Origin of the sequence: Methanobacterium alcaliphilum, from assembly GCF_023227715.1 — an archaeon.
Classification (GTDB): Archaea; Methanobacteriota; Methanobacteria; order Methanobacteriales; family Methanobacteriaceae; genus Methanobacterium_E; species Methanobacterium_E alcaliphilum.
Genome location: NZ_JALKIF010000013.1, coordinates 46,073 through 68,496, shown reverse-complemented (window position 1 = coordinate 68,496; position 22,424 = coordinate 46,073). Strand labels below are relative to the sequence as shown.

The window sequence follows — 22,424 nt, the reverse complement described above, 5'->3', positions numbered from 1 at the left end:
TGGATAAATTATTGAAATAAAGTGTTCAATTAATTAATAAACTTTAATCAAGTTTTAAAATTTCAAAGAGGATTATACTACTTTTAGGTAGCCTCTGGAGGGTTCGAATATAACTCCTTTATGTTTGAGGACTTTTATAATCTCTTCCACCTTTTCTTCGCTTATATTATATCTATCTGCCATCTCAGATATAAGAATATTGGTAGGTGCTCTACCACCATATTCTTCTTCCAGTTCCTTGATAACTTCCATGAGTATACGGAATTTATCTCTTTCTGATTTGGGTGGTCTTCCTTCTACTTTATCAATATCAATTTTACCTGTCTCAGGATCATATCCTACTTGTTTTAAACAAGCCTGTGACAATTTAATAGCTTGATGGGCATCTTCAGGGTCCACTTGGGGCTTAAGTTTTATTTTAGCACTAGCTTCTGAAAGACGTATGATGGCCTCTAATTGTCTGGCAGTAATAGGTACAGGTGAGTCTTCATCAATAGAACTATTCCTCATTGATACATAAAATTCTTCTAAAACATCCATTGCTCCGTCTGTAAGTGTAGGTTGTATATTACGGCGGGCATATGCAATGTATTTTCTGAGAAGTTCTGGATCTATCTCATAAAGCATATTGTCTTCTTTATGGGTGTTTAAGATGTGCCGGGCTAAGTTCCTATCTTTTGTTTCTTCTGGTTTATCTTCCACTACAAAAATTAAATCAAAACGAGATAAAATGGTTGATGGAAGTTCTATTTGCTCAGCTATGGATTTATAACTATCAAAACGCCCAAATTTGGGGTTAGCTGCAGCTAAAACGGAACAACGTGAATTTAAGGTTGCCATTATCCCTGCTTTGGCAATACTTATGGTTTGTTGTTCCAGTGCTTCGTGAATAGCTGAACGATCTTCTTCTCTCATCTTATCTAATTCGTCAACACAGACATTCCCACGATCCCCTAATACCAGTGCACCTGCTTCTAATGACCAACCTCCAAATTCATCTCTTACTGCGGCTGCAGTAAGCCCAACTCCACTGGTACCTTTACCACTGGTATAGATACCTCTTGGGGCTAATTTAGAAACATATTTGAGCATTTGGGACTTACCAATACCTGGATCTCCTACAATAAGGATGTGGATGTCTCCTCTAAGCCTGGTTTTATCATCCAGCTCTTTTCCAGCTCCTCCAAATAGTTGAAGAGCAATAGCTTCTTTAACATCCCTATAACCATGTATGGACGGTGCTGTGGATTTGATAATCTTTTCGTAAATATGGGGATCTTGAGACAACTCCATAATAGCTGCTTCGTCTTCAGGGGATATTTGAAGTTCTTCAAACTCCTGTTCGAGATGTTCTGTATAATTACCATAAATGAAATTTTTAAAACGCCTGGTTTTCTCGTCGCGTACTGTGCGCAAAGTCCCAGTTATTCTTACTATGTCCCCGGGAGTTAAAGTATCCACAAGATCATCTTCAAGAACAACCGATATTTGACGGGGCTGTTCACCACCAGAAAGATTTTCCAGCGGTTCCTGTACTTTAACTGCTTGAGTATCTAAAAATTCAGATTCTTCCTGTAGTAAACGAAATGAACGCCCACCACAATCAGCACATAATGATGGCTCAGATATCATGTTGCTGCTTTGTTTTACTTCATGCAAACGCATGCAACCACGACACTCAAAAACAGCAGTAACTATTCTTGGTCGTATTTCATCTGTTTTACGGACGATACCATCTACTGAAATGAATTTGCCTATGAATTTACTGCGTAAAAAACGTAAAGGAATATTATTAGTTACATTTTCTAATCTAATATTTAAATCAGCATTTTTTCGTAAAGGGTCAATATTTTTTATGGCTTTTTGCGAAGCTTTAATAACTTCCTCAGGTTTTTCAATGAGAAGATCTGCTAAATCGGGATCAAACATTTCCAGATCCAAATAATCTACTATTACTGATCTTTGATCAGGATATTTCTCTAATGCTTCAAATACGTGATCTTTGTATTTTGTTGAGAAAAATTCCTCGAATTTAGCCAGTGATGTTTTTGTCTTATCTGCAGTTGTCATCGTGGATGATATGTTAATCTTGGATTATAAACTCTTTCCTAGAAAAATTAATAAGTCTCTTTGCACCATATGGTTACAGATATAAATAATTATTATTCCCACTAATTCTTCAATAACGGTGATTAAATGAAAAAATCAAGATTAAATTTATTTAGACTCACTTCCATGACCATATCTATTTTAGGGGTGCTTATATTAGTAGCAACCTTGATTATATTTGCTTATATAGGTGTGGATAAAATATCATCTGGAATATCCTCCAGTGTGGATAGTGGATCGGCATATGATGAACTGGCCACATTAAATTCAGAATATTCTGCTTTGAAAGTTGAATTCGATTCAGTAAAGTCTGATGTAAATAGGGGAAGCAATGAGAATCTGAAAAGAGAATATGTTAATGCCGAACTCGAACTGGTAAAAGCAAAATCGGCTATTGATGATGTGGAAAGTGCACTTTCAACCAATAAACCCCTGTCTGAAGTTCAAAATCGGCTAAAAGTTGCTAAAGATCAACTTCAAACTGCAAAAAAAAGCTTAAGTAATTTAAGAGGGAAGATGTAGTTTATTTTAACAGTAATGTTAAAATAACACACTATTTTTAGAATTTGTTTTTTATTTTTCTTTGAATCCTAATCCAATAATATACATTTCAGAACTGGCTTTTCTCGAAGAAGCAGGTTTGGTTGTTTTAACAATTTTGAATTCTTTTTTAAACTTTTTGATCAGTTCTTGATAACCTGGCCCCTGAAATGTTTTCATTAAAAGATTTCCCCTAAATTCCATTATATTTTTAGCTATTTTAATAACATTTTCTGCTAAATCCATAGAACGGAGTTGGTCAATATCTTTAATACCTGAAAGGGAAGGTGCAGCATCACAAATAATCACATTGGCTCGCCCACCTATTTTTTCCATTATTTTATCTTGTATTTCTTTTTGAGTGAAATCGCCCTGTATAAACTGGAAATTTTCTTCAGGAAATGGCTTTATACGTTTTAAATCCACACCCAAAACCATTCCTGTTTCTTCTATCTTTTCTAATGCTATCTGTGACCATCCTCCTGGTGCAGCTCCTAAATCTACGATTTTATCGCCTTTTTTGATTATTTTAAATCTTTTATCCAATTGCAATATTTTGTAAGATGCACGGGACCGGTAATTTTCTTTTTTAGCACTTTTATAATAATGCTCGTTTTTCTTTTCAACTTGCCAACGTTTTCCCATATTAATAACCTTTCATGTTCTTAAATTTAGTTTAGCTTCTTTAATCAAGGGCCTGAAAAATTAAGAGCTTTACAAAGTGGATCTCCTATTTTCACTATTTGGGAATCTATGTTCCCATTATTTATATTTAAAAGCATTACCGTGGGATCAGTAAGTCTGGGCACGGTGGGACTTCCGGGATTTAAGAGTAAAATATCACCTATCTGTTTTACAAAGGCTTGATGTGTGTGGCCGGTAATTAAAACTTTAACATCCATTTCCATGGCTAGATATTTCAATTGTTGGGTATCACCCCGAGGATAAACTTCGCCATGATTTAATCCTAATTCAACCCCTTCGATTTCCATAACTCTATTTTTTGGTAGCTTAAGACCATAATGACGGTCCATGTTTCCCTGAACACAATAAGTTGGGGCAATCTTATTCAAGGTGTCTTTTACAGTAGTGTCAATCAAATCACCTGCATGTAAAACCATATCCACACCTTCAAATACTCTGAAAACTGCTTCAGGAATTTCGGATGCTCTATCTTTGATGTGTGTATCAGATATTACGCCAATTAACATGTTATCTCCTTTAATGATATAGGGTCGTAATTAGTTTATCAACAATGCTTGATTTTTAGATAAGTTATAATAAATAAAATTAGTATTTATAATGTATTAAAATAATGAAAAAAATAAGTTTTGGAGGAAAAAATTAAATCTAATATCCGGCTATGGCTGCACCAATAGCGCCACCTATTCCCATAAATATCATGGAGAATAGTAAAGCTGCAATTATCATTATAATGCCTGTAAAGGCCCCCGTAACCATACCTGCTAGTCCGGCAACAGCTGTCCCTAAAATTGTGATTAATATGGCGGTGACTATACCTCCAAATGCTCCGGCAACTGTGGCATTCCAAAATCCATTAAATGCTCCCTCTTTTACCATTATTCCTACCACAAAACCTGCAAGGAATAATCCAATCACGGATGTCCAGCTATCCATGAACAAATCTAAAATTGCAGGAAATGCTAATGATAGTACGAAACCAACTATAACTGCACCCCATTTTACCATAATAAACCTCCTTTCTATTAGTTATTTATTGTTGATTTAGATTAATAAATTTTATGAGAATAATATTTTTACAGTAGGCGGGTAATGGATTTACATAAAAATAGTGAATTAAACTAAACTAGAATAAATGTTTCCTATATCCATTATAAAATAACCATAAACTGGTATTATTTTTAAAATTTTAACCCACCAGCCAACTAATTATAGTATCTGTTTTAATTCCTAAAACTAGTTTATGGATAAAAAAAATAAATTTTAAAATAAATCTTCTATAAATATTAGGTCCTTTGGGGGTAATGGAGTTGTTTAAATTTGATTATAAATGAGGTACCATGGTGGCGATCAATTTCAACCATTCCTTCAATTTGTTTAACCAGCATATTAACCAGTTCCAGACCTAATGTGTCAGTCGTATCAAAATTTACAGATTCGGGCAGCCCAATGCCATTGTCCCCAATAACTAATGTTAAATTTTTCTCATCATCTCCACTGAGATTAATGGTTATGGTGCCTGATTTTTTATCTTTAAATGCATATTTTAAGCTGTTAGTCATTAATTCAGTTATGATGAGGCCACAAGGTATGGCAGTTTCTAAATTAAAGAATACATCATCTATACTTATTTTTAAGGTTATATTGTTTGCAGTTTGATAAGATGATAACAAATCTTCAGCTAAAGTAGTAGCATACTCTTTAAAATTTACTGTTGAAATAGTATCTGATTGATATAGCTTGGAATGGATGAGTGCCATCGATTTTACTCTATTTTGAGTATTATAGAATAGTTCCTTATCCCTATCATCCCGAGCATAACTGGATTGTAAATTTAAGAGGCTGGATATAATCTGCAAATTATTCTTCACCCGGTGATGAATTTCCCGAAGTAAGGTTTCTTTCTCTTTTAATGAGGTTTCTACTTTATCTGATGCAAACTTACGAGAGGTATCATCAACAATAGTTAAAATTGAACCATTAAATTTCCCATCTTTTACTTCGGGCAATATCCAACCCGTGAAATAAAAAGTTTCACCACCCGTATTAAGGGGCAGAGTTTCAAAATAAGTTGGCTGCAGGCTGTTTTTAGCCTTAGAATAATATTCTAAAAAATTATCCTCTAAATGGGGGAATTTATAATTAACATTTTTCAACTCAAAATCTCCCAATCCGTTAATATGTTTCAATGCAGCATTAAAATAGATCACTTCGTCGTCTTTATTTGTTACAAAAATACCTTCATTCAAACTCTCAATAATTCTTTCATAGAACTTTTCCAGTTCATTAATGGTTTTAAGAGCTTTCTGCTGATATTTATCTAATTTATTTATCTTTTGAGCAGTCCAAAATATTAACATGAACAATATGATGGAACTGGTAACTACCATTATACCGGTACCCACAGGTTGACTAAATATCTGAAAATCTTCTCCTAACCGCGTGATTAACCCCACTCCAAAAACTGCGGCTATTGAACCAAAAATCAATATTCGCGACAGTTTTCCCCCAATATATGGGCTGATAATAGTTTGCATTATTCCTTCATCGGCCTGGTAAAAGAGAATACTACTTGAAAGCAGTATTCCTATTAACGATGTATAAATGCCCATTTGAAAATAGAAATCTCCGATATGATTTAATTGGATCCCATAAATGTTGATTATAAAACCATAAAACGCTAAAAATCCACTTATAATGGCTGTGGGTTGGACTATTTTATTATCCTTTGTAAAATTCAACAAAGACAATGATAAACCAATGAAAATAAGAATAAGGGCTGATGATATTTTAGGACGACCAATAAATAGTTCATTGCCTGCTAAGAAGCTTTGAGAATAAAATAATTGATCCATTCCCAGATTAATCCCAAGAATATATTCTAATAGGGTTAAAATTCCTATTAAAAGGACGAGAACTGATAATACGCTGGAAACAGATTTTAATATGCTTTTTGCCTTGAAAACATGTAATAGGTAGATTGAAACTCCAGCTAATAAAAAAGTCAGAGCAGTATTAAATTTTGAAGCATAGAAACCCAGAATATCTCCCCGAAAGAAGGGGATGTTAAAAATCCAGCCCAATAGAATTAAAAAACTAAATATAATCGCTACAAATGCAAAAATTAATGAAATTCTTTTTAAAATGGAAACACGGCGTTCACACTCTTTAAAATCATTTTCTAATTTTTTATCAATTAATCTTGACGATAATCTATTTTCCTGATTATCATTTAACATTTAATAGCCTTGAGAAATTATTTACATAAATTATATTTTTTAGTAAATATAATTCTTATGAAAAAAAGGTCACTAATCATTATTCAAATTTTTTGGATAGTAATATAATAACTAAAACCCTATTTATCCTCATGTCAAGTGTAAATTTTCTTCAAAACAACTGCCCTGAAAAAACAATTTATTGGCGAAGGAATAAAAAATATTGGGCAATATTATTAATGCCAGATAACATACGCATTGACAACAATCATGGATATTGTCATATACACCTCAAAAATAAGAAAAATCACCATCCCCTAAAAAATGATAGTTTTGAATCTATTTACCAGATAATTTCGGATCATATTCAAGAAAATAATCAAATTGACATGGATAAATTAAAAAAAGAACTTGATTATTAATTAGTTATTATTTGATTAAAAAAGGGGGTAATGCACTGAAAATTCAACTTATGCGTAAAATTAAAGGCAAACAATTAGTCATGGAACTTCAAACAGAATATGGATCTATTTATAAACTTGAAAAACTCTATGATGAGGATGTGGATAATTTAAAGTTATATACTGATTTGGAGGATTGGAAATTCTATTCTGAAAATCCAGAGGATATTCTGGAGGATGGCAAAACTATAATATCCGATGAATTAGATCTAGGAAAGTTAGAATTACAATTGATAGAGATAATTAAGGAAAAGAATCCTTCATCCATAAATGAACTAACTGAAATGATTGATTCATCTATTGGCTTTATTTTCCCAAAAATCTACAAATTAGCGGATTGGGATGTGATAAATTTAATTCCTGGGCAAAAAAAGACACTTAAACCAGTTTTAAAATACCATGAGGTAATAATTGATAATTAACTATTTTTTTACTAAATGGATTTGCATAGGTAACTCTACCCCCCCTAATGGGGTAGAGATTAACATTATAAAAATATAGAAATAAGAATAGGTGATAAAATGAAAAAATCCATTGGTGCTAATACTATTGTATACCCCACACCTGTTTTTATAATAGGGACTTATGATGAAAATAATAAACCAAATGCTATGAATGCTGCATGGGGAGGAATATCCTGCTCCGTACCGCCTTGTGTTTCAATTTCTCTAAGAGAAGCAACCTATACTCATGGAAATATATTGAATAAAAAGGCTTTTACTGTGAATATTCCCTCTGAAAAATATATTAAAGAAGCAGATTATTTTGGAATCGCCTCTGGAAAAAATGAAGATAAATTTGAGGCTACTGGTTTAACACCTATCAAAAGTGAAAAAGTTGACGCGCCTTATATTGATGAATTTCCATTTGTTTTAGAATGTGAATTAGTTAATGTAACTGAATTGGGATTACATACTCATTTTACTGGTGAAATAAAGGATATTAAAGTTGATGAAAATCTACTGAAGGATGGTAAACCGGATATTAACCAGATTAAACCAATGTTATATGATCCATCATTTAGAACTTACCATGGAATCGGAAAACTCCTAGGAAAAGCTTTTTTGGAAGGTAAAAGTTTCATTAAATAATAATGACTAAATATTTTAACTATTTTTTTTAAATAATACTTGGATTTGAATTGACCCACAAATTCCATTATTTTTTTCAATTTTAATCATGAGAAAAGATGGTTTAATAATAGATATTTTTAATTTCGTTATAGTTCAGTTTAGCGAACTTGGATGTAATGTCTTAAAATAAGAAATCAATGTAAATTATATCTAAGATGTATATTTCATCACATAACTTCTACTTAAAATATCAAAGGTATCATTAAATTAATTTCGGCTTTCATAAAACAGCAGGTAATATTGGAATGCTTTATAAATCGATATATTTACTATATTTTGTCTTATGGTTGATTATTTCTAGAAAATATTTTTTTTTATTGAATCTTTTTTAGAATATAAAAACCAATTTTTCACACGATATACTCATCTAATGACATTTAAAATCCCAATTTTTGAAACTTAAATAAAAATAAGTAATAAAAAAAAGATAAAAAATATAAATAAAAAAATTTGGGGTGAAAAAATGTGTACAACATTTAGTATACAAACAGAAGAGGGGAATAACTTTGTTGGACGAAATTTGGATTTAGCATATAATGTAAATGAATATCCCATAATCCTTCCGAGAAATTACATTCTGCAGGATAAAGTTACTGGAGATAATTTAATCTCCAACAAAGCCATTATTGGCATGGGGACGGTGATAGACGACCACCCTTCAATGGTTGATGCCATGAATGAAAATGGATTAGTCTGTGCTGGCCTAAATTTTGAAGGATTCGCACATTTTGAAGAAAAACCAGTACCGGGGAAAACAAATATCACACCTTACGACTTCATTTATTGGGTAGTCTCCAACTACGATACAATTGATGAAGTTAAGAGTGCTCTTTCTAACATAGATTTAGTTGATGTACCCTTAAATGACCAGACACCAGTTCCCACACTCCACTGGATGATAACTGATAAAACTGGTTCGTCAATTGTAGTTGAAAAAACTAAAGAACAACTTGCAGTCTATGATAACCCTGTTGGGGTAATGACCAATCAACCTACCTTTGACTGGCATTTAATGAATCTAAACAGATACCTGTCTATTAATCCCAATCAACCTGAACCAGTCAAGTGGAGTGACCAGTTGTTGCAGATTCATGGTGTAGGTGCTGGTACTCTGGGACTGCCCGGAGACTCGCATAGTGTTTCAAGATTTGTGAGAATTGCCTATGCCCGATCTCATATGCCTACTCTGGAAGATGATATCAGTGCTGTGACCCAATGTATGCACATGCTTGACTCTGTAAAAATGGTAAAAGCAGGGGTTTTAACAGAGGGAATGGCAGAAAAAACGACATATTCTGCTTGCATGGATCAAGAAAATGGCATTTATTATTACAAAAATTATGAAAATAGTCGAATTAACGCGGTTAATATGCATAAAGAAGACTTGGATGGTGATGAAATCATCAAATGCCCTTATCTAAAAACACAGGATATAAATTATCAAAATTAATACTTGTTAAGGGAATTATATTCCCATTTTCTTTATTAAAAGTAGATTTTGTCAAAAAATGCTTAAAAAAATAACTATTCAATCTCCCCTTCAATTCCTTTAACTCTTTTTACATATCCAAGCCCTATAAACATTAACTAATACTTATCATTATGGAAAATCTATAATATTCCTCCAAAAGAATTAATATTTAAAGAAATTAATAGAAGTAAAGGGATAAATATGGAAACTCGAGATTTAATGGCTAAATTGGATGAAGAAACTAAGGATAATATATCCAAAATTCTATGGATGCGCGAATTTAATGCTGAAGAAATTCCAGACGAGATTATTGAAAGATTGGAAAGCGAAAAAAACAGCAAGGAAGGTTTTGGAGAGAGAATGCAGTATCTTTTGAGGGAAAAGTTAAAAAATCCTGATTCATTCACTCCTAACTACAAAAATGTTTACGAAACATTAATTGAGCATTCAAAATCACTCACACCACATCAAGCATATGCAATGACATTCTTTTTAGGAATGGATAGTTCTAAAGGTTATAAATCTATACCTGCAAAAGCGGATTTTAAAATTCCACAGGATGATGCTCCTCAATGGGATTACCAATTGGGCTGGCATTTTATTGTTGGAAGCTGTATTGGGGAGAATGGAAAAGAATATGGTGTTCAATTTATGTTTTGGCAATATGCGCTGCTTCCTCCAGAAATAGCTAAGCATTTTGGACTTTCTGACATTGAAAATCAGTTCATTGAATTGCACCTTGCTGTAAGTGAGGCGGGAGGAAAACATCATCGCTCTAAACCTCTAGCCATTGCAGGTACAACTGGATTAATAGATTTTTCAAACAATCCATTTGATTATACCCTAGGAAAGAATAAAATAAAGTCTTTAAGTGAAGATAGCACTTTTCCTCTGCAAATTAAAGGTTGGGGAGTAGATTTAGATCCTGATTCCGGCTCAGAAATTGAAGTGGATATTACACTAACACAAACCAAAGAATATTTACTTCAGGGCAAAGATGGATGCGATCCTTGCTGTGGCGGGGTTGGAACGTTGTATTATTCTGTACCAAACCTTAGAGTCGATCCAGATCAAAGTATTTTGAGAATTAATGAAGAAGAAGTTCCCTTAAAAAGCGGTAAATTCTGGTACGACCATCAGTGGTGCAATGGAATGCTTCCAGCAGGTAACCCCCGAGTAAAGGTTTTAAGAGCAGCTAATAATATGAATAAAAAGGCTGCAGGGGGATGGGACTGGTTCATGGCCCAATTTAAGGGAGATAGGGAATTAACAATGGCATCCATACATTCACATGAAATGTTGAATTTTCTTAATCAGACAGGGACCAATCCTCCAGGAACAATGGAGGCTGAAGTTTCAGGGAAATATGTGGATGAGGAAAGCAACTCTAAAAAAGTTAAAGGAACCTTAAGGATTACTAAATGGATAAGGAGCGAAAAATCACAGGATCCAGATTTATACTCCGTCACGAACGTGTGGTATCCGCAAGAATGGGAATTTAGCTTTGATGAAGATGTTCCAGAGGATATCCGGAATTTTAGTATGATTCCAATTGTAAGCGTTGGTCAATCAGGATTTTTTGCAAATGGACTACATTATTCCGAAGGCGCAGTATACTTAAAAGATCCCGAAGGAAATTCCATTGGTAGAGGTTTTGCAGAATCAACTGGCTATGCTGACCCAATACTAAATAGACTCAGATTAGCTGGGCTTCCAGCAACAGAGGAAATGCGTGACAAACTTGAGATACCTGAACCTTCCTCGTTGTTAAAACTAATTAGCTTTTTATATATTTTATGGCCTTCAAATAAGTCTAAACTAAAAGAATTACTTTCCAATTGTGTGGATACATTGTAAAATCATTTTTAACATGAAAAAATATGAAGTAACCAATGTTATCTAAATAAGCTTGTAAACTTTAGTAGAGAAATTTTAAGTAATATAATAATATAAAAACTTAATTTAATTTCAATTCAAAAACCTCTAAAACTCCCCCTTCAACTCCCTTATTTCTTTTTTCATCCCCAGACTTGTTTTTGTAAATTCTTGATTTCATCCAAGGAGAAATTAACTTGTGAACTTTTAACTTTTAAGTAATCGATATGCCTCAGGTAACTTTTTTGGAGGTCTTCGGGGTCGGCTAGGAATTATTGGTCCAGAACCCTACATTTTTCATTGATCTACACACGTCCCGAATTTCCTTATGGCTTCCTGCATTAATTAGTTGAGTGTTGAAGAATTTCCTGAGCATGTGGCTGGTGCCTTATTTAAGCCATCCTCATTTTGCTCCTAGTTCAGGAATTTATTTATCTCACGGTAGGAGTGCTGGATTGCCATAGTTGGCAGGTGGTCTCCACCAGACTTGTACCTAGAGAAGAGTGCATAATCAGGTGTGATGTCTTGCCTTTCAAACTCCCGGTACATTTCAATGGTCTCAACAGCCTCTTCACTGAAGAAAATAGTGAATTTAACGTGTTTTCTTCATCTTGACAATGATGAAAATGCTAAAGTTGTTATTTCACTGGTTCAGAAGTATAAAGTGGTGATTTTTAGATAATGCCTGTTTGATCATCTATCCAAATAGCAGTATTTAATTGGTATATAGTACCTTTCTTAAAAGAAGCTTATTCTATAGCAAAAAGAAAATTCAAACCAAAAGTTGGCTTGAAATAAAAATATGGAATGAAGAATCCAGAAAGTCCTACGAAATGGAGCATGTGTCGTTTAAACACTATTTGTGGCCTAAAAAAATCAACAACATAATTTCTTATTTGCGCTCTAAAAATGACTTTGCAAGATTTTTACGTTGTTCCATTTCTTTTCTTCTAGTTTCTACCTTTTCACTATCTTTAAAACTTTTTTCTATAGAAAAAACGTATCTTTTACCATCTTCTGTAATGTTGTAGGTTCCGTGTTGTTTTTTTTCAATAAGCCCTGTGTTTTTTAGCTGAGTTAGATGGTTAGCCAGGGCGGATTTCTTCAACTTCAGCTCATCAAGTAAAGTTTGAAAGCTAACTGGTCCATTAACCAGTAGGATCAGTATTGTTAACCGACTAGGGTTCCCTAGGGCTTTTAAAATAGGAACTATCTCATCAAATGATTTTAAGAGAAACTCTTGTGAAGGGTTTAAATCATTTTTCTTATCCATACAATTGATTTATTTTTTAACTTGATAAATATTTTTCCTTTAAACTTGACGCGTACCATCAATTAACATTTTTTTCTTTTTCCAAGGTTTTTATTTTCATTTTTTGTAACTAATATTTTAAAATTTAATAGTAGGAAAATGAAATCGGTATTTTTAAGTTCATAAAATAATGGAATTTTATTCCGAAAAAAAATAAATATATATACATGATCTCTCACACATAATCATGCAAAAAATGGAGGGAAAAATATGAAAATTGAATCAAAAACCATAGAAGAAAAACAGGTGGCTAGCATATCACACATAGGGCCAGTAGAAAATATGAGAGATTTAATAGGGGAATTAATCAGTTGGGTAATGAAAAAAAGGCTAGAAATCACCGGACCACCATTTGTTGTATATTACACCAGCCCCATGGAAGTTGCACCTGAGAAAATGGAATATGATGTGGGAATACCATTTCAAGGAAAAATAACAGACGAAGGCAAGGTCAGTGTGAAAATATTACCACAACACCATGTTCTATCCACCATCCACCAGGGACCATATCAACAAGTGGGTTCAGTTTATGGGATGATGATGGAACATATATTCAAAGAAGGATACGAGATAATTGGAGTTCCCAGAGAGATCTACATGAACAGCCCGGGAGAAGTCCCTGAAAGTGAGTTATTAACTGAGATACAGTTTCCCATCATCCCCGAATCGATAATGAAGGATGCAGATTTAAGCATCGAATTTTTCAACCTAAAACAGAACACAGAATCATATAACATCTACAAAATTGGAGAGGTAAAACTGGAAAATTCCAAAACGTATCTGAAAATTTTGGAGCCTTACAGACCTGCAATCAAGAACCTCGTTGATTTCAGCCATGTAATGGTATTCTGGTGGGCGGATAAGTTTGCTAGTGATAGATATAGAACTGCATTACGCACCAAACTTCCCTATGCAACCAACAGACAATCTGGTGTATTTGCCACCCGTTCTGAGTACAGGCCCAACCCAATTGCATTAACTACTTGTCGAATAATTGAGGTAGATGAAAAAGGAGGAATAATAGAAATATCTGGCATGGATGCCTTTGAGGGCACACCAGTTATAGATTTAAAACCATATTCTCCATCTTTTGATCGTGTTAAAGAACCAAAGATACCGAAATGGCTTTCTTTCCTGTGGCCTCAATGGAAAGGAGAATACTAAAAGATAATTTCACAAAATTGATGAAGTCTTTGGGATATAGAAACTTGATTCTAATGAACTAACCATAAACAATACTTTAAAGATTAATGGAGGAGGTGATAATTTATATAATAAGTGATATATACTGTTTATTCTACTTAGTTTATGAATGAATCACTTTGCACATGTTTTTATAAAAATGAGGATGCACAAGATGAACTCCAATCAAAAGCTTCCCCAACCAAAAAAAATTGAAGTAACTGATGTAAAAGCTTTAAAACTAATGGGCTGTGTTTATTATGGGGATCCATTTCATTCAAATCAAGAGTGGAGTACAGAAAACGAGATTGGAGTTACCTGGAACCGATTTCATAGATTATGCTATTTACATGAGGAAATACTGTGTGAAAAGGCAATAGGGGATGTGGCATATGAAGTTCACATCCAACCAGATGATTATAAGGAAACCGGGAAATTTTATGTGTACGTGGGGGTTGAGGTGAAAAAACTGGATGAAATGCCCCTGGAAATGTTTGCTAAGACACTTCCCCCCACCAAATACGCGGTCTTCACTTACAAAGGAGAAGATATGTTTAATGGGGGGACTTACATCTGGAGTGAATGGCTTCCCAGTTCAGAATATGAGGAATCATACCCTTACATGCTGCAAGCCTATGATAAAAGCAGATTTAGGGGCCTTGATGATCCAGAGTCAGAAGTTGATTTTTATGTACCTGTAAAACTTAGATAAGGATAATATTGACACTGAACACATTTGCTGGGCCATTGGAAACGATAAAAAGAATCAAAAACGTGCCAGTTTTAAGAAAGCCTGGTTAAAGGAAAGATTTCCAGAGGAACACACCTTTAAAAAGTTCGATGTTCGGGGTAAAGTTTTCATAGAGTATGTTCCTGCTGAATATGCCTGGTTCCCAGTTGAAGCTCCTGGTTACAATTTCATCCAGTGCTCTGGGCTTCAGGACGTTACAAAGGAAAGGGATATGGGTCCAGGCTTCTGGAAGAATGTGAAAAAAATTCCATAGAAAATGATAAAAATGGTCTGGTAGCAGTTACCGGACGCAAAAAAAATTCCTTTCGCTGTGGATAAAAAATTCTATCTTAAAAAAGGGTTTGAAGTATGTGATGAGGCACCACCCTACTTTGAAATGCTAATGAAAAAATTCACTGAAGATGCACCCACACCCCACTTCACAGAAAAGGCCAAAAAAGCAGAAATTCCTGGAAAAAAAGGATTAACATTTTATTACACGGACATGTGTCCGTTTAATGCAGATTATGTGGATATAATGATAGATGTTGCTCATAAACACAGTATAAAAACTGAAAACATTAAAGTGGAAAGTTTAAAAACAGCAAAAGATTTAACAACTCCTTTCGGGATTTTCAGTGTGTTTTACAATGGAGAATTCTTAACCCATGAAGTACTGGCTGAGAAAAAGTTTGATAATTTTAAAAACTGTTATTGGTTGAAGAGACCCTAATTGATTGAGAATATTTAAAAAATCATTTCCGAAATAGAAAATTCGTTTTTTTTTTTTTTTAATTGGAAAATACAAATGAAAAAAATTAGTATTTTAGGGTTGCCAAACAAATACCCAAGAATGTGAAGTTAATGATATTTATGAAAAGAATTTTTTGATTGACTTCGCCATTGTTGCGTATGGCAAATTATTACTTTTTGAATATAATTAAAAACTAAAATTTTTATCTCTCTTTTTAAGATAAAAAATTTCAATAAAATTAAATATTTAATTCAAAAATTTATCTATGCTTCTTCAATGGATTCCATTAGGGCATAAAAATACTTTGAATCATTAGTTTTATATAATTGGTACCATGCTTCCAGTGTTTCAGTTTTCATTAAATTTGTTCTTTTTAATATTTCATATGAAAACTCTAATGGGGCAAGACCACTAGCTGTTATTAGATTGTCATCTGTAACTGCTGGTTGATTTAAATAGAAATTTTCTCCGGTGTATTCGGGGCAAAACATCTTTAAAACTTCTATGTCATTGCTGGTATGTTTTCTATTGTTTAATATTCCTTTATTTGCAAGGGCTATTGTGGCTCCACAAACTGCGGCAATGATTACTTTTTCATTTATAATACTGGAAACGATATCTATTATTTTTTTATTTTCCTCCTCTCTCCACGTGTCTGCTCCGGGTAAAATAAGTAAATCATCTTCCTCAAACTTGATATTATCAATAGTCTCATCTGGAGTAATTGCAATACCTCCCATTGTTTTTATGGGTTCTGTGGTATTCCCAATTTTTATAAGGTCAACCGGAGGTATTTTTTTATCCAAATATCTGCCACTATTAAGTTCAGCAGTTAAATAACTGATTTCCCAATCTGCTAATGTATTTAATAGGTATATGTATACTTTCATAAAATTTCCTTAAGCATTAATGTTTATAATGTTATCTTTTTCTGAGTAAAAATTCGTCAAAAAAATTAAATAATGCACTTCTTTTCCTACTATTAAGCAGTCTTTATGTGTTTCATATAAAGAACCTTTTTTTTGCGGAAGAAGAATGAAAATCCTTGAAATTTTCGACTATTTTATAAATAATGAATATAATTTTTTAGTATCTATGTAATATGTCCTTTTATTTCGCCATATTGGCTATATTTACCTTTATGGTCGTGTATACTAATCCAAATGCAGTTTTTCCAAATTAAAACTAAAAATATAAATTTGGGTTTTATATTAATTAAAAAGAACTTTTCTCCCTACGTAACCTAGTCGTATTCAACATGAGAATCAGGATGTATGCTCCTCCCACTATAACTGGTAGAATCCAATCCATAGGAGTTAAAATATTGAATTTCCATGCATAAAATATGGTTAAAACACAGAAAGGATTTAAGACCAACCTGGTTGTAAGGAATCCCGGATTATAGTCCATTTTTGGGCCTAAAATTATGGTGTGTTGGATTCCATTTATAATGCGCTGGAAAATAATTATACTCATAACTATCCCTGGCAAAACATTGGCGGGCAATGCACCGTTCATGGCCATAATCTGGAAGAACATATTAACAAAAAATCTGCAACCCGGGTTAAAGGTGAATCATTCTCAGGAGGGGCCATGAATTTAAAATATTTTTTAACTTATTTTTGTAAAATTTAATTACTTAGATCATGAATTTAAAATATTTTTTAAAAATCAATGGAAAAAATTACACCATTTAAATCATATAATTAAATATGGTGATGGTAAATGCGGTCTATTTGGACAGGTTCTATAAAATTTGGGACTATTTTTATACCCATCAGATTGTATGCTGCCAGCGGAAACCTCCATATGGGGTTTCATCTAGTGCATAAAACAGATTGTGGTAGAGTTCATTACAAAAAAGTGTGTGAAAAAGATGGGAAAGAGCTTAAACGTGATGAAATTGCTAAAGCTATAGATATTGCCGGTGAATGCATACAATTCACTGATGATGAGATTAAAAATCTTCATCCGTTCTCAACTCGAACTATGGAAATTCTCGGATTCTGTAATTTTGAGGAAATACCTATGATATCCCTGGGAAAATCTTACTATATTGGAACTGAAAATCCCAAGAAAGGAGATTCTGGACAGAGTTTTCATTTATTAAAGGAAGTTATGGGTAAACTGGATGATGTTGCAGTGGTTAAATGGGTGCAACGGAATAATGAATACATAGGAGTTTTAAAAACCCATGAAGATGGATTTCTTTTAAAACAGTTATTATACTTTGAACAGGTAAGATCAGCCGAAGAAGTAGAAATCATCAAATCAGAGGTGGATCCGGAACTGGTTGACAAAGCCCTTCAAGTTGCAAAAAATATGAAATTGGACTTTGACTGGACTGAATACTTTGAAACCTATAATCAACAGTTAATGGAACTAATTGGGAAGAAAGCTGCAGGTGATGAAATAATTCCAGAAATTAAACCTCCAGAAACACGTTCACTTCAAAAAGAGCTGGATAAAATGTTGGCCATCATGGAAGAAGAATAAACCAATTAACAGATGGTGGGTTTTCAATGGAAATGTTAGAACCAATGCTCGCAACACTCAAGGAAGGAAACTTTAACTTGACAGGAGTTTGGATTAGTGAGCCAAAATTGGATGGGGAAAGAATAATAGCCATGCGTGAAGGGGACAATATTAGACTATGGACTCGTAGGCACATTGAAAGCTCTTATAAATTCCCGGAAATTGTTGAAGATTTAAAAAATAATGTTAAGGGCGATAAATGGATTTTGGATGGTGAGTTAACAGTTCCAGGAGGATTTAGAAAATTGTTAAAACGTAATGTTGAAGATAAACTCAAAATATCAATTTTATCCAAGAAATTACCTGGAACATACCATATTTTTGATATTCCCCAAATTGATGGTGAGGACCTAACTCAAAAACCATTAGCAGAGCGCAAAAAAATCTTATTAAAAATTGTAAACCCTGGAAATAATACACATATAGTGCCTTTTCAGTTAGTAACCAGTGAAACTGTTCAGGAACAATTCAAAAAATCTCTGGAGGAAGGTCATGAGGGCATGGTTCTAAAAAAGGCCGATTCTTTTTATGAAGCAGGGAAAAGATCTAACGAGTGGCTTAAAATTAAACGAAAGGAGACAATTGACGTTAACATAATTGGGGCCACAATTAGTAATGGCAGCATTCCTTTTGGAGCCCTCATCATGGAAAAAGATGGCCAATATTTTGGTAAAGTTGGCACGGGATTTAGTGATTTGGATAGAAAAGAGATCGTAGAATATTTAGAAAAAAACAAAGAAGATACGGATATTCCTTTATCATCTAATATTGATGTTCTTTTTACTACGCGCCCTCTGCCTGCAGAAATTAAGGCCAATGAAGTTATTAATGGGAAGCCCCGCGCTCCAGTATGGGTAAGATTTAGATGGGGATAATGCTTTTTAATTAATATAATCATGCCTCATTCAATGACTTGAATCGTATTTAGGGCGATTAAAATTACTAAAGAATAATCGAAACATCAATATATTTTTTTGAGGGAGAAAGTTGGATTAGCTGTTAAATATGAGGATGAGGATCTCTCAGGAGAATTATTAGACATCCTCAATGATACCTGACAAAAACTCAGGGAAAAGAAGAATGGGGATTATATGGTGATATTCTCCGAAACTGAAGGATTGGGGAATTGAAATAGAATTAATAAATTTGTTTAATTGTTTTTTCACAGTATTTTCATAGTTATGTTTATATACTACTTCAGATATTTTATTTATATATTCGCATATGTGGATAAGTGAAATTGTTTTAGGTGAAATGGAAAAAATGAGTTCCTTAAAAGATATCATAGAAAGTAGAGAAACCAATGAAAAACGTCTTAGTAACGAAGCTCCGGACTTTCATAAAGGTTTTAGAGATAGGATAACTCTTTATTATAAAGGGGGAGCCTTAAGTACAAAATATAAATATTTAATGGCTGTTACAGCAGCAATAGCAACGAAATGCAAATCTTGTATGATCCTTGATGCAAATAAAGCTATAATTGCAGGAACTACAAAAGAAGAGGTTATTGGGGTGGAAGCTATAGGTATTGAGTTTGGAGGTGCATCCGCATATGTTATGGTTCGAAATAATCTTTTAACTTTCTTAGATGAAATGGAATAGGACTTATAACTTAATTAATATTCTGGAAATTGACAAAATATGAAAACACAAGATCTTGAATGCTCTAATAATGCAATTCTAGATATTAAACTAGATTAAACACAATTAGGCGTAAAATATGGAGTTGATGTTATGGAAGAAAAAGAATGTAAAATATTATGTGGAGATAAAATTGCAACCAGTAATTGCAGCAAAAAGATGAAAATAACTCCTATCCAAGATGAAAAAGAAGATTGTGATGATTTTAAAGGATGCTGTGATTAAAATCTTTTATTTTTTTATTTAAATGCATTAAATTAACTAAAATCTAGAATAGTAAATACAGGGGTAGTAAATGGAGCCTATAAATTTAGATTGGGGTAAAGAGACTAGTCAAAATTATTGTAAAGACTCGGCAAAGCTCATTAAAAATGATTATTTGCATTGGGCAATAAGAATACATGAGAAAAACATAGGAATTCCCCATCCCAAAATAGCAGATATTGGGTGCGGGCCTGGATTTCTTTCATTCGAGCTAAATAAACTATTAAGTGGAAAATATTATTTCGTCGACAGTTCAAAGGATATGGTAAACTTCGCAAAACAAGAAGCCAAAAAAAATGACATCGATGCAGAGTTTATAATTTCGCCTGCAGAAAACCCTGCATTACCTGATAATTCTGTTGATATTGTCATTTGTAAGCATATTTTGTTAAGTTTAAGTGGAATTACATCCTGTTTAGAAAATATATATCGCATTCTGGCTGATGGAGGCTGTGTTAATATTATTGATGCTAATCCACAAAGCTCCAAATTAATGGCAAGAGTAATTTCCTGGTACGCCAAGATGACTGTGAGTAAAGAACGCGCCGAAAAATCATGGAATGCATATTTGAATGGTATTTCTCATGCCAATGTAGTTCAAGAGATGAATAGAATAGGATTCAAAGAAGTGAATGTTTCATTCCATTTTCCAATGGCCTATTTTATAACAGCAACAAAATGATGGCCTAATAAACGATAATCATCAAAAATAAGAGTTTTCACGAAATAAAACAATGTGAGTTGATAAAATGGATGATAACAATTTTATGAAATTGACTTTCTTTTTAGGTTTAGTTGCACTGATAGATACCATTTATATATCCATTAACCATTTCGTGCTTGGATCGCCCCCTTACTTTGCATATACTGCGGGAGTACCAACAGCACCTATAGGAATCATTTTTTACTTAGTGTTATCATTTAACGCGTATTATTTAAATACACAGAAGATGTGGGTATATAATGTATTATTGGGTCTATTGGCCATAGCATTCTTATTTGGACTCAGTGCATTTTATACTCAGACATTTGTACTAAAATTTTTCTGCCCATTTGCATATTTATATGTCATAATAAGTATTTTGATGTTTATTTTGATAATTCTAGCCAATATTAACCAAAATAATGAAAAAAAGGTGATTTAATGTCCAAAGAATCTGTTGAATGTAGTAAATATGGATTAAATGCATGTGTTAAAAATGAACCATTAGATAGGCCCAAATTTTGTCCGATTAAAACAAGAGATGATGTATTGGATATAGCCATAAATCATTACTTAGATGATCTAAACGATTAGGAGATCATGGCTGCCGCTGCACGTACTGAAATTGAAGGTATCACAAACCGTTGGACACGCATTGAGGATGTTATAAATTTTGCAATGAAATGGGTTATAAAAAATTAGGTATGGCTGTTTTTATGGCTTTAATTTCCGAATCAGCAATTTTGACTAAAAGATATTGGAAAATAAAGGATTTGAAGTTGTATCAATATGGTAAATATGGCAGCATATTCAAAGAAAATATAGGGTTAACTGGTGGAAACTATAAATAATCCTGCTGTTGCAGGTATTGCTTCTACTTTTCCAATGAGTATCGTGGTTTTATCAGCATATGTTAATCATTTTATTCCTAAAATGGCATATGCGATGTGGATTATGGGAATTATAATGCAAATTATTCTTATAATTTATTTTACCCGGAAATTTATTTTTAATTTTGATATTAAAACGTATTTCCAAGTTATTTTATTGTTTATGTAGGTATTGCCGTTGGAAGTATTGTAGCACCTATATTTAATGCTATAAACGTGGGTAAATTATTATTCTGTTTTGGTTTTATATCTTATCTGATCTTATTGCCTTTGATTACTTATAGGATATTAAAAATTAGGCCTATTCTCGAACCGGTTATTCCTACTTTGACTTTTTTTGTTGCGCCTGCGAGTCTTTGTTTAGCAGGATATTTAAATTCATTTAATTCAATAAATACGACAATTCTAGGTATATTGCTCTTTTTATCATTACTAATGCTATTTCCAGTGCTTCTTTATATGCCTAAATGGTTAAATTGAAGTTCTATCCCAGTTATTCTGCTTTTACTTTTCCACTTGTAATTAGTGCTATTGCAGTTCAATCTTCAAACGATCTTTTAATAAAAATGAAAATGGTAATGCCTTTACTCCATTATGTGGGCTATTTATTAGAATTACTGACAGTTATATTCTTTATTTATGTATTAATTCATTATACAAAGTTTTTATTTATTAAAAACTGAAGTTGAGATCAATTTTCTTTCTTTTTTCATTATCTAATTTTTCAAATTTTTATAATGGTTATTTTTATATTTACATTAACATAATTAACATTGAAAATTAACAGTCGGCTAAAGTATGCAACTAAACTTTTACAATGAGTTTGGATGGATGAGATGTAATTAGATGGTGCTGTTTTGTGATATATTAAATGATGAGAATAATCACTTCAAATGTTAAAAAA

At 32.9% G+C, this 22,424-nt stretch carries 28 protein-coding genes; 20 read left to right on the top strand and 8 right to left on the bottom strand.

The features are described from left to right. Positions 1-72: 72 nt before the first annotated feature. Entirely contained in the window at positions 73-2,070 is a 1,998-nt protein-coding gene (gene mcm / locus MXE27_RS10040; RefSeq protein ID WP_248612303.1) for a minichromosome maintenance protein MCM, read from the bottom strand. Between the two features lie 126 nt (positions 2,071-2,196). Between mcm and MXE27_RS10035 the strand changes: the two genes are divergently transcribed. Then, positions 2,197-2,631 (top strand): hypothetical protein, encoded by a 435-nt coding sequence (locus MXE27_RS10035; protein WP_248612302.1) that lies wholly within the window; start codon positions 2,197-2,199, stop codon positions 2,629-2,631. 51 nt (positions 2,632-2,682) lie between these two features. Here MXE27_RS10035 and MXE27_RS10030 read toward each other — a convergent pair whose 3' ends face one another. The 4 genes from MXE27_RS10030 to MXE27_RS10015 form a co-directional block, all read right to left on the bottom strand. Further along, complete coding sequence (locus tag MXE27_RS10030) at positions 2,683-3,294, bottom strand: RlmE family RNA methyltransferase (protein WP_248612301.1); 612 nt, start codon at positions 3,292-3,294, stop codon at positions 2,683-2,685. Positions 3,295-3,338: 44 nt separating this feature from the next. Further along, positions 3,339-3,860: a metallophosphoesterase gene (locus MXE27_RS10025; protein ID WP_248612300.1), complete on the bottom strand. Its 522-nt coding sequence runs from the start codon at positions 3,858-3,860 to the stop codon at positions 3,339-3,341. Between the two features lie 139 nt (positions 3,861-3,999). Continuing rightward, positions 4,000-4,359 carry a DUF5518 domain-containing protein gene (locus MXE27_RS10020; RefSeq protein WP_248612299.1) on the bottom strand — a complete coding sequence of 120 codons (360 nt, stop codon included), beginning with the start codon at positions 4,357-4,359 and terminating at the stop codon, positions 4,000-4,002. 278 nt (positions 4,360-4,637) lie between these two features. Continuing rightward, the gene (locus tag MXE27_RS10015) at positions 4,638-6,590 is read right to left on the bottom strand and encodes a sensor histidine kinase (protein WP_248612298.1); all 1,953 of its coding nucleotides are present in this window, start codon (positions 6,588-6,590) and stop codon (positions 4,638-4,640) included. Positions 6,591-6,721: 131 nt separating this feature from the next. Between MXE27_RS10015 and MXE27_RS10010 the strand changes: the two genes are divergently transcribed. The 6 genes from MXE27_RS10010 (at position 6,722) to MXE27_RS09985 (ending at position 12,124) form a co-directional block, all read left to right on the top strand. Next, on the top strand, positions 6,722-6,991 hold the full coding sequence (locus MXE27_RS10010; protein ID WP_248612297.1) for a hypothetical protein: 270 nt from the start codon (positions 6,722-6,724) through the stop codon (positions 6,989-6,991). A gap of 11 nt (positions 6,992-7,002) precedes the next feature. After that, positions 7,003-7,452: an HVO_A0114 family putative DNA-binding protein gene (locus MXE27_RS10005; protein ID WP_248612296.1), complete on the top strand. Its 450-nt coding sequence runs from the start codon at positions 7,003-7,005 to the stop codon at positions 7,450-7,452. A 99-nt stretch (positions 7,453-7,551) separates the two neighbouring features. After that, on the top strand, positions 7,552-8,121 hold the full coding sequence (locus MXE27_RS10000) for a flavin reductase family protein (RefSeq protein ID WP_248612295.1): 570 nt from the start codon (positions 7,552-7,554) through the stop codon (positions 8,119-8,121). Positions 8,122-8,626: 505 nt separating this feature from the next. Next, on the top strand, positions 8,627-9,613 hold the full coding sequence (gene bsh, locus MXE27_RS09995) for a choloylglycine hydrolase (protein ID WP_248612294.1): 987 nt from the start codon (positions 8,627-8,629) through the stop codon (positions 9,611-9,613). A 222-nt stretch (positions 9,614-9,835) separates the two neighbouring features. After that, positions 9,836-11,491, top strand: coding sequence for a lipocalin-like domain-containing protein (locus MXE27_RS09990; RefSeq protein WP_248612293.1), 1,656 nt, complete (start codon positions 9,836-9,838; stop codon positions 11,489-11,491). 426 nt (positions 11,492-11,917) lie between these two features. After that, positions 11,918-12,124, top strand: coding sequence for a hypothetical protein (locus tag MXE27_RS09985; RefSeq protein ID WP_248612292.1), 207 nt, complete (start codon positions 11,918-11,920; stop codon positions 12,122-12,124). Positions 12,125-12,401: 277 nt separating this feature from the next. On the opposite strand, the gene MXE27_RS09980 is transcribed toward MXE27_RS09985, so the two are convergent. Next, complete coding sequence (locus MXE27_RS09980; RefSeq protein WP_248612291.1) at positions 12,402-12,782, bottom strand: ArsR/SmtB family transcription factor; 381 nt, start codon at positions 12,780-12,782, stop codon at positions 12,402-12,404. Positions 12,783-13,031: 249 nt separating this feature from the next. On the opposite strand from MXE27_RS09980, the gene tsaA reads away from it, so the two are divergent. The 4 genes from tsaA (at position 13,032) to MXE27_RS12000 (ending at position 15,466) form a co-directional block, all read left to right on the top strand. Beyond that, on the top strand, positions 13,032-13,985 hold the full coding sequence (tsaA, locus tag MXE27_RS09975) for a tRNA (N6-threonylcarbamoyladenosine(37)-N6)-methyltransferase TrmO (RefSeq protein ID WP_248612290.1): 954 nt from the start codon (positions 13,032-13,034) through the stop codon (positions 13,983-13,985). Between the two features lie 193 nt (positions 13,986-14,178). After that, the gene (locus tag MXE27_RS09970; RefSeq protein ID WP_248612289.1) at positions 14,179-14,715 is read left to right on the top strand and encodes a GyrI-like domain-containing protein; all 537 of its coding nucleotides are present in this window, start codon (positions 14,179-14,181) and stop codon (positions 14,713-14,715) included. Between the two features lie 213 nt (positions 14,716-14,928). Then, the gene (locus MXE27_RS09965) at positions 14,929-15,072 is read left to right on the top strand and encodes a hypothetical protein (RefSeq protein WP_248612288.1); all 144 of its coding nucleotides are present in this window, start codon (positions 14,929-14,931) and stop codon (positions 15,070-15,072) included. Continuing rightward, positions 15,065-15,466: a YoaP domain-containing protein gene (locus MXE27_RS12000; RefSeq protein WP_248612287.1), complete on the top strand. Its 402-nt coding sequence runs from the start codon at positions 15,065-15,067 to the stop codon at positions 15,464-15,466. Before MXE27_RS09965 ends, MXE27_RS12000 begins: the two co-directional genes overlap by 8 nt. Before the next feature lie 284 nt (positions 15,467-15,750). On the opposite strand, the gene MXE27_RS09955 is transcribed toward MXE27_RS12000, so the two are convergent. Together MXE27_RS09955 and MXE27_RS09950 are read right to left on the bottom strand one after the other, a co-directional pair. Beyond that, on the bottom strand, positions 15,751-16,377 hold the full coding sequence (locus MXE27_RS09955; RefSeq protein ID WP_248612286.1) for a type 1 glutamine amidotransferase family protein: 627 nt from the start codon (positions 16,375-16,377) through the stop codon (positions 15,751-15,753). Positions 16,378-16,702: 325 nt separating this feature from the next. Continuing rightward, the gene (locus tag MXE27_RS09950; RefSeq protein ID WP_248612285.1) at positions 16,703-17,026 is read right to left on the bottom strand and encodes a hypothetical protein; all 324 of its coding nucleotides are present in this window, start codon (positions 17,024-17,026) and stop codon (positions 16,703-16,705) included. A gap of 186 nt (positions 17,027-17,212) precedes the next feature. Between MXE27_RS09950 and ku the strand changes: the two genes are divergently transcribed. The 9 genes from ku (at position 17,213) to MXE27_RS09910 (ending at position 21,689) form a co-directional block, all read left to right on the top strand. Beyond that, entirely contained in the window at positions 17,213-17,983 is a 771-nt protein-coding gene (gene ku / locus MXE27_RS09945) for a non-homologous end joining protein Ku (RefSeq protein WP_248612284.1), read from the top strand. Positions 17,984-18,009: 26 nt separating this feature from the next. Beyond that, positions 18,010-18,897 (top strand): ATP-dependent DNA ligase, encoded by an 888-nt coding sequence (locus tag MXE27_RS09940; RefSeq protein ID WP_248612283.1) that lies wholly within the window; start codon positions 18,010-18,012, stop codon positions 18,895-18,897. Between the two features lie 388 nt (positions 18,898-19,285). After that, on the top strand, positions 19,286-19,624 hold the full coding sequence (locus MXE27_RS09935; RefSeq protein ID WP_248612282.1) for a carboxymuconolactone decarboxylase family protein: 339 nt from the start codon (positions 19,286-19,288) through the stop codon (positions 19,622-19,624). A gap of 132 nt (positions 19,625-19,756) precedes the next feature. Next, on the top strand, positions 19,757-19,888 hold the full coding sequence (locus tag MXE27_RS11950; RefSeq protein ID WP_282731748.1) for a hypothetical protein: 132 nt from the start codon (positions 19,757-19,759) through the stop codon (positions 19,886-19,888). 70 nt (positions 19,889-19,958) lie between these two features. Next, complete coding sequence (locus MXE27_RS09930; protein ID WP_248612281.1) at positions 19,959-20,609, top strand: class I SAM-dependent methyltransferase; 651 nt, start codon at positions 19,959-19,961, stop codon at positions 20,607-20,609. A gap of 67 nt (positions 20,610-20,676) precedes the next feature. Then, complete coding sequence (locus tag MXE27_RS09925; RefSeq protein WP_248612280.1) at positions 20,677-21,072, top strand: hypothetical protein; 396 nt, start codon at positions 20,677-20,679, stop codon at positions 21,070-21,072. Next, positions 21,072-21,224 (top strand): hypothetical protein, encoded by a 153-nt coding sequence (locus MXE27_RS09920; protein WP_248612279.1) that lies wholly within the window; start codon positions 21,072-21,074, stop codon positions 21,222-21,224. The genes MXE27_RS09925 and MXE27_RS09920 overlap by 1 nt, the downstream gene beginning before the upstream one ends. A gap of 89 nt (positions 21,225-21,313) precedes the next feature. After that, a complete protein-coding gene (locus tag MXE27_RS09915) occupies positions 21,314-21,481 on the top strand; it encodes a hypothetical protein (RefSeq protein ID WP_248612278.1) in 168 nt (55 codons plus the stop codon). Further along, positions 21,465-21,689 carry a TDT family transporter gene (locus tag MXE27_RS09910; RefSeq protein ID WP_248612277.1) on the top strand — a complete coding sequence of 75 codons (225 nt, stop codon included), beginning with the start codon at positions 21,465-21,467 and terminating at the stop codon, positions 21,687-21,689. The genes MXE27_RS09915 and MXE27_RS09910 overlap by 17 nt, the downstream gene beginning before the upstream one ends. Positions 21,690-22,424: the final 735 nt, after the last annotated feature.

Bases quoted from the DNA above. Each gene is read 5' to 3' on its own strand.
- MXE27_RS09990 (WP_248612293.1), top strand. From the start codon at position 9,836: ATGGAAACTCGAGATTTAATGGCTAAATTGGATGAAGAAACTAAGGAT.
- MXE27_RS09950 (WP_248612285.1), bottom strand. From the start codon at position 17,026: ATGTTCTTCCAGATTATGGCCATGAACGGTGCATTGCCCGCCAATGTT.
- MXE27_RS09970 (WP_248612289.1), top strand. From the start codon at position 14,179: ATGAACTCCAATCAAAAGCTTCCCCAACCAAAAAAAATTGAAGTAACT.
- MXE27_RS09920 (WP_248612279.1), top strand. From the start codon at position 21,072: ATGTCCAAAGAATCTGTTGAATGTAGTAAATATGGATTAAATGCATGT.
- MXE27_RS10000 (WP_248612295.1), top strand. From the start codon at position 7,552: ATGAAAAAATCCATTGGTGCTAATACTATTGTATACCCCACACCTGTT.
- MXE27_RS09915 (WP_248612278.1), top strand. From the start codon at position 21,314: ATGGGTTATAAAAAATTAGGTATGGCTGTTTTTATGGCTTTAATTTCC.
- MXE27_RS10025 (WP_248612300.1), bottom strand. From the start codon at position 3,860: ATGTTAATTGGCGTAATATCTGATACACACATCAAAGATAGAGCATCC.
- MXE27_RS10035 (WP_248612302.1), top strand. From the start codon at position 2,197: ATGAAAAAATCAAGATTAAATTTATTTAGACTCACTTCCATGACCATA.
- MXE27_RS09940 (WP_248612283.1), top strand. From the start codon at position 18,010: ATGGAAATGTTAGAACCAATGCTCGCAACACTCAAGGAAGGAAACTTT.
- MXE27_RS10010 (WP_248612297.1), top strand. From the start codon at position 6,722: ATGTCAAGTGTAAATTTTCTTCAAAACAACTGCCCTGAAAAAACAATT.
- MXE27_RS09930 (WP_248612281.1), top strand. From the start codon at position 19,959: ATGGAGCCTATAAATTTAGATTGGGGTAAAGAGACTAGTCAAAATTAT.
- mcm (WP_248612303.1), bottom strand. From the start codon at position 2,070: ATGACAACTGCAGATAAGACAAAAACATCACTGGCTAAATTCGAGGAA.
- MXE27_RS09955 (WP_248612286.1), bottom strand. From the start codon at position 16,377: ATGAAAGTATACATATACCTATTAAATACATTAGCAGATTGGGAAATC.
- MXE27_RS10030 (WP_248612301.1), bottom strand. From the start codon at position 3,294: ATGGGAAAACGTTGGCAAGTTGAAAAGAAAAACGAGCATTATTATAAA.
- MXE27_RS10015 (WP_248612298.1), bottom strand. From the start codon at position 6,590: ATGTTAAATGATAATCAGGAAAATAGATTATCGTCAAGATTAATTGAT.
- MXE27_RS09980 (WP_248612291.1), bottom strand. From the start codon at position 12,782: ATGGATAAGAAAAATGATTTAAACCCTTCACAAGAGTTTCTCTTAAAA.
- bsh (WP_248612294.1), top strand. From the start codon at position 8,627: ATGTGTACAACATTTAGTATACAAACAGAAGAGGGGAATAACTTTGTT.
- ku (WP_248612284.1), top strand. From the start codon at position 17,213: ATGCGGTCTATTTGGACAGGTTCTATAAAATTTGGGACTATTTTTATA.
- MXE27_RS09935 (WP_248612282.1), top strand. From the start codon at position 19,286: ATGAGTTCCTTAAAAGATATCATAGAAAGTAGAGAAACCAATGAAAAA.
- tsaA (WP_248612290.1), top strand. From the start codon at position 13,032: ATGAAAATTGAATCAAAAACCATAGAAGAAAAACAGGTGGCTAGCATA.
- MXE27_RS09925 (WP_248612280.1), top strand. From the start codon at position 20,677: ATGGATGATAACAATTTTATGAAATTGACTTTCTTTTTAGGTTTAGTT.
- MXE27_RS11950 (WP_282731748.1), top strand. From the start codon at position 19,757: ATGGAAGAAAAAGAATGTAAAATATTATGTGGAGATAAAATTGCAACC.
- MXE27_RS10020 (WP_248612299.1), bottom strand. From the start codon at position 4,359: ATGGTAAAATGGGGTGCAGTTATAGTTGGTTTCGTACTATCATTAGCA.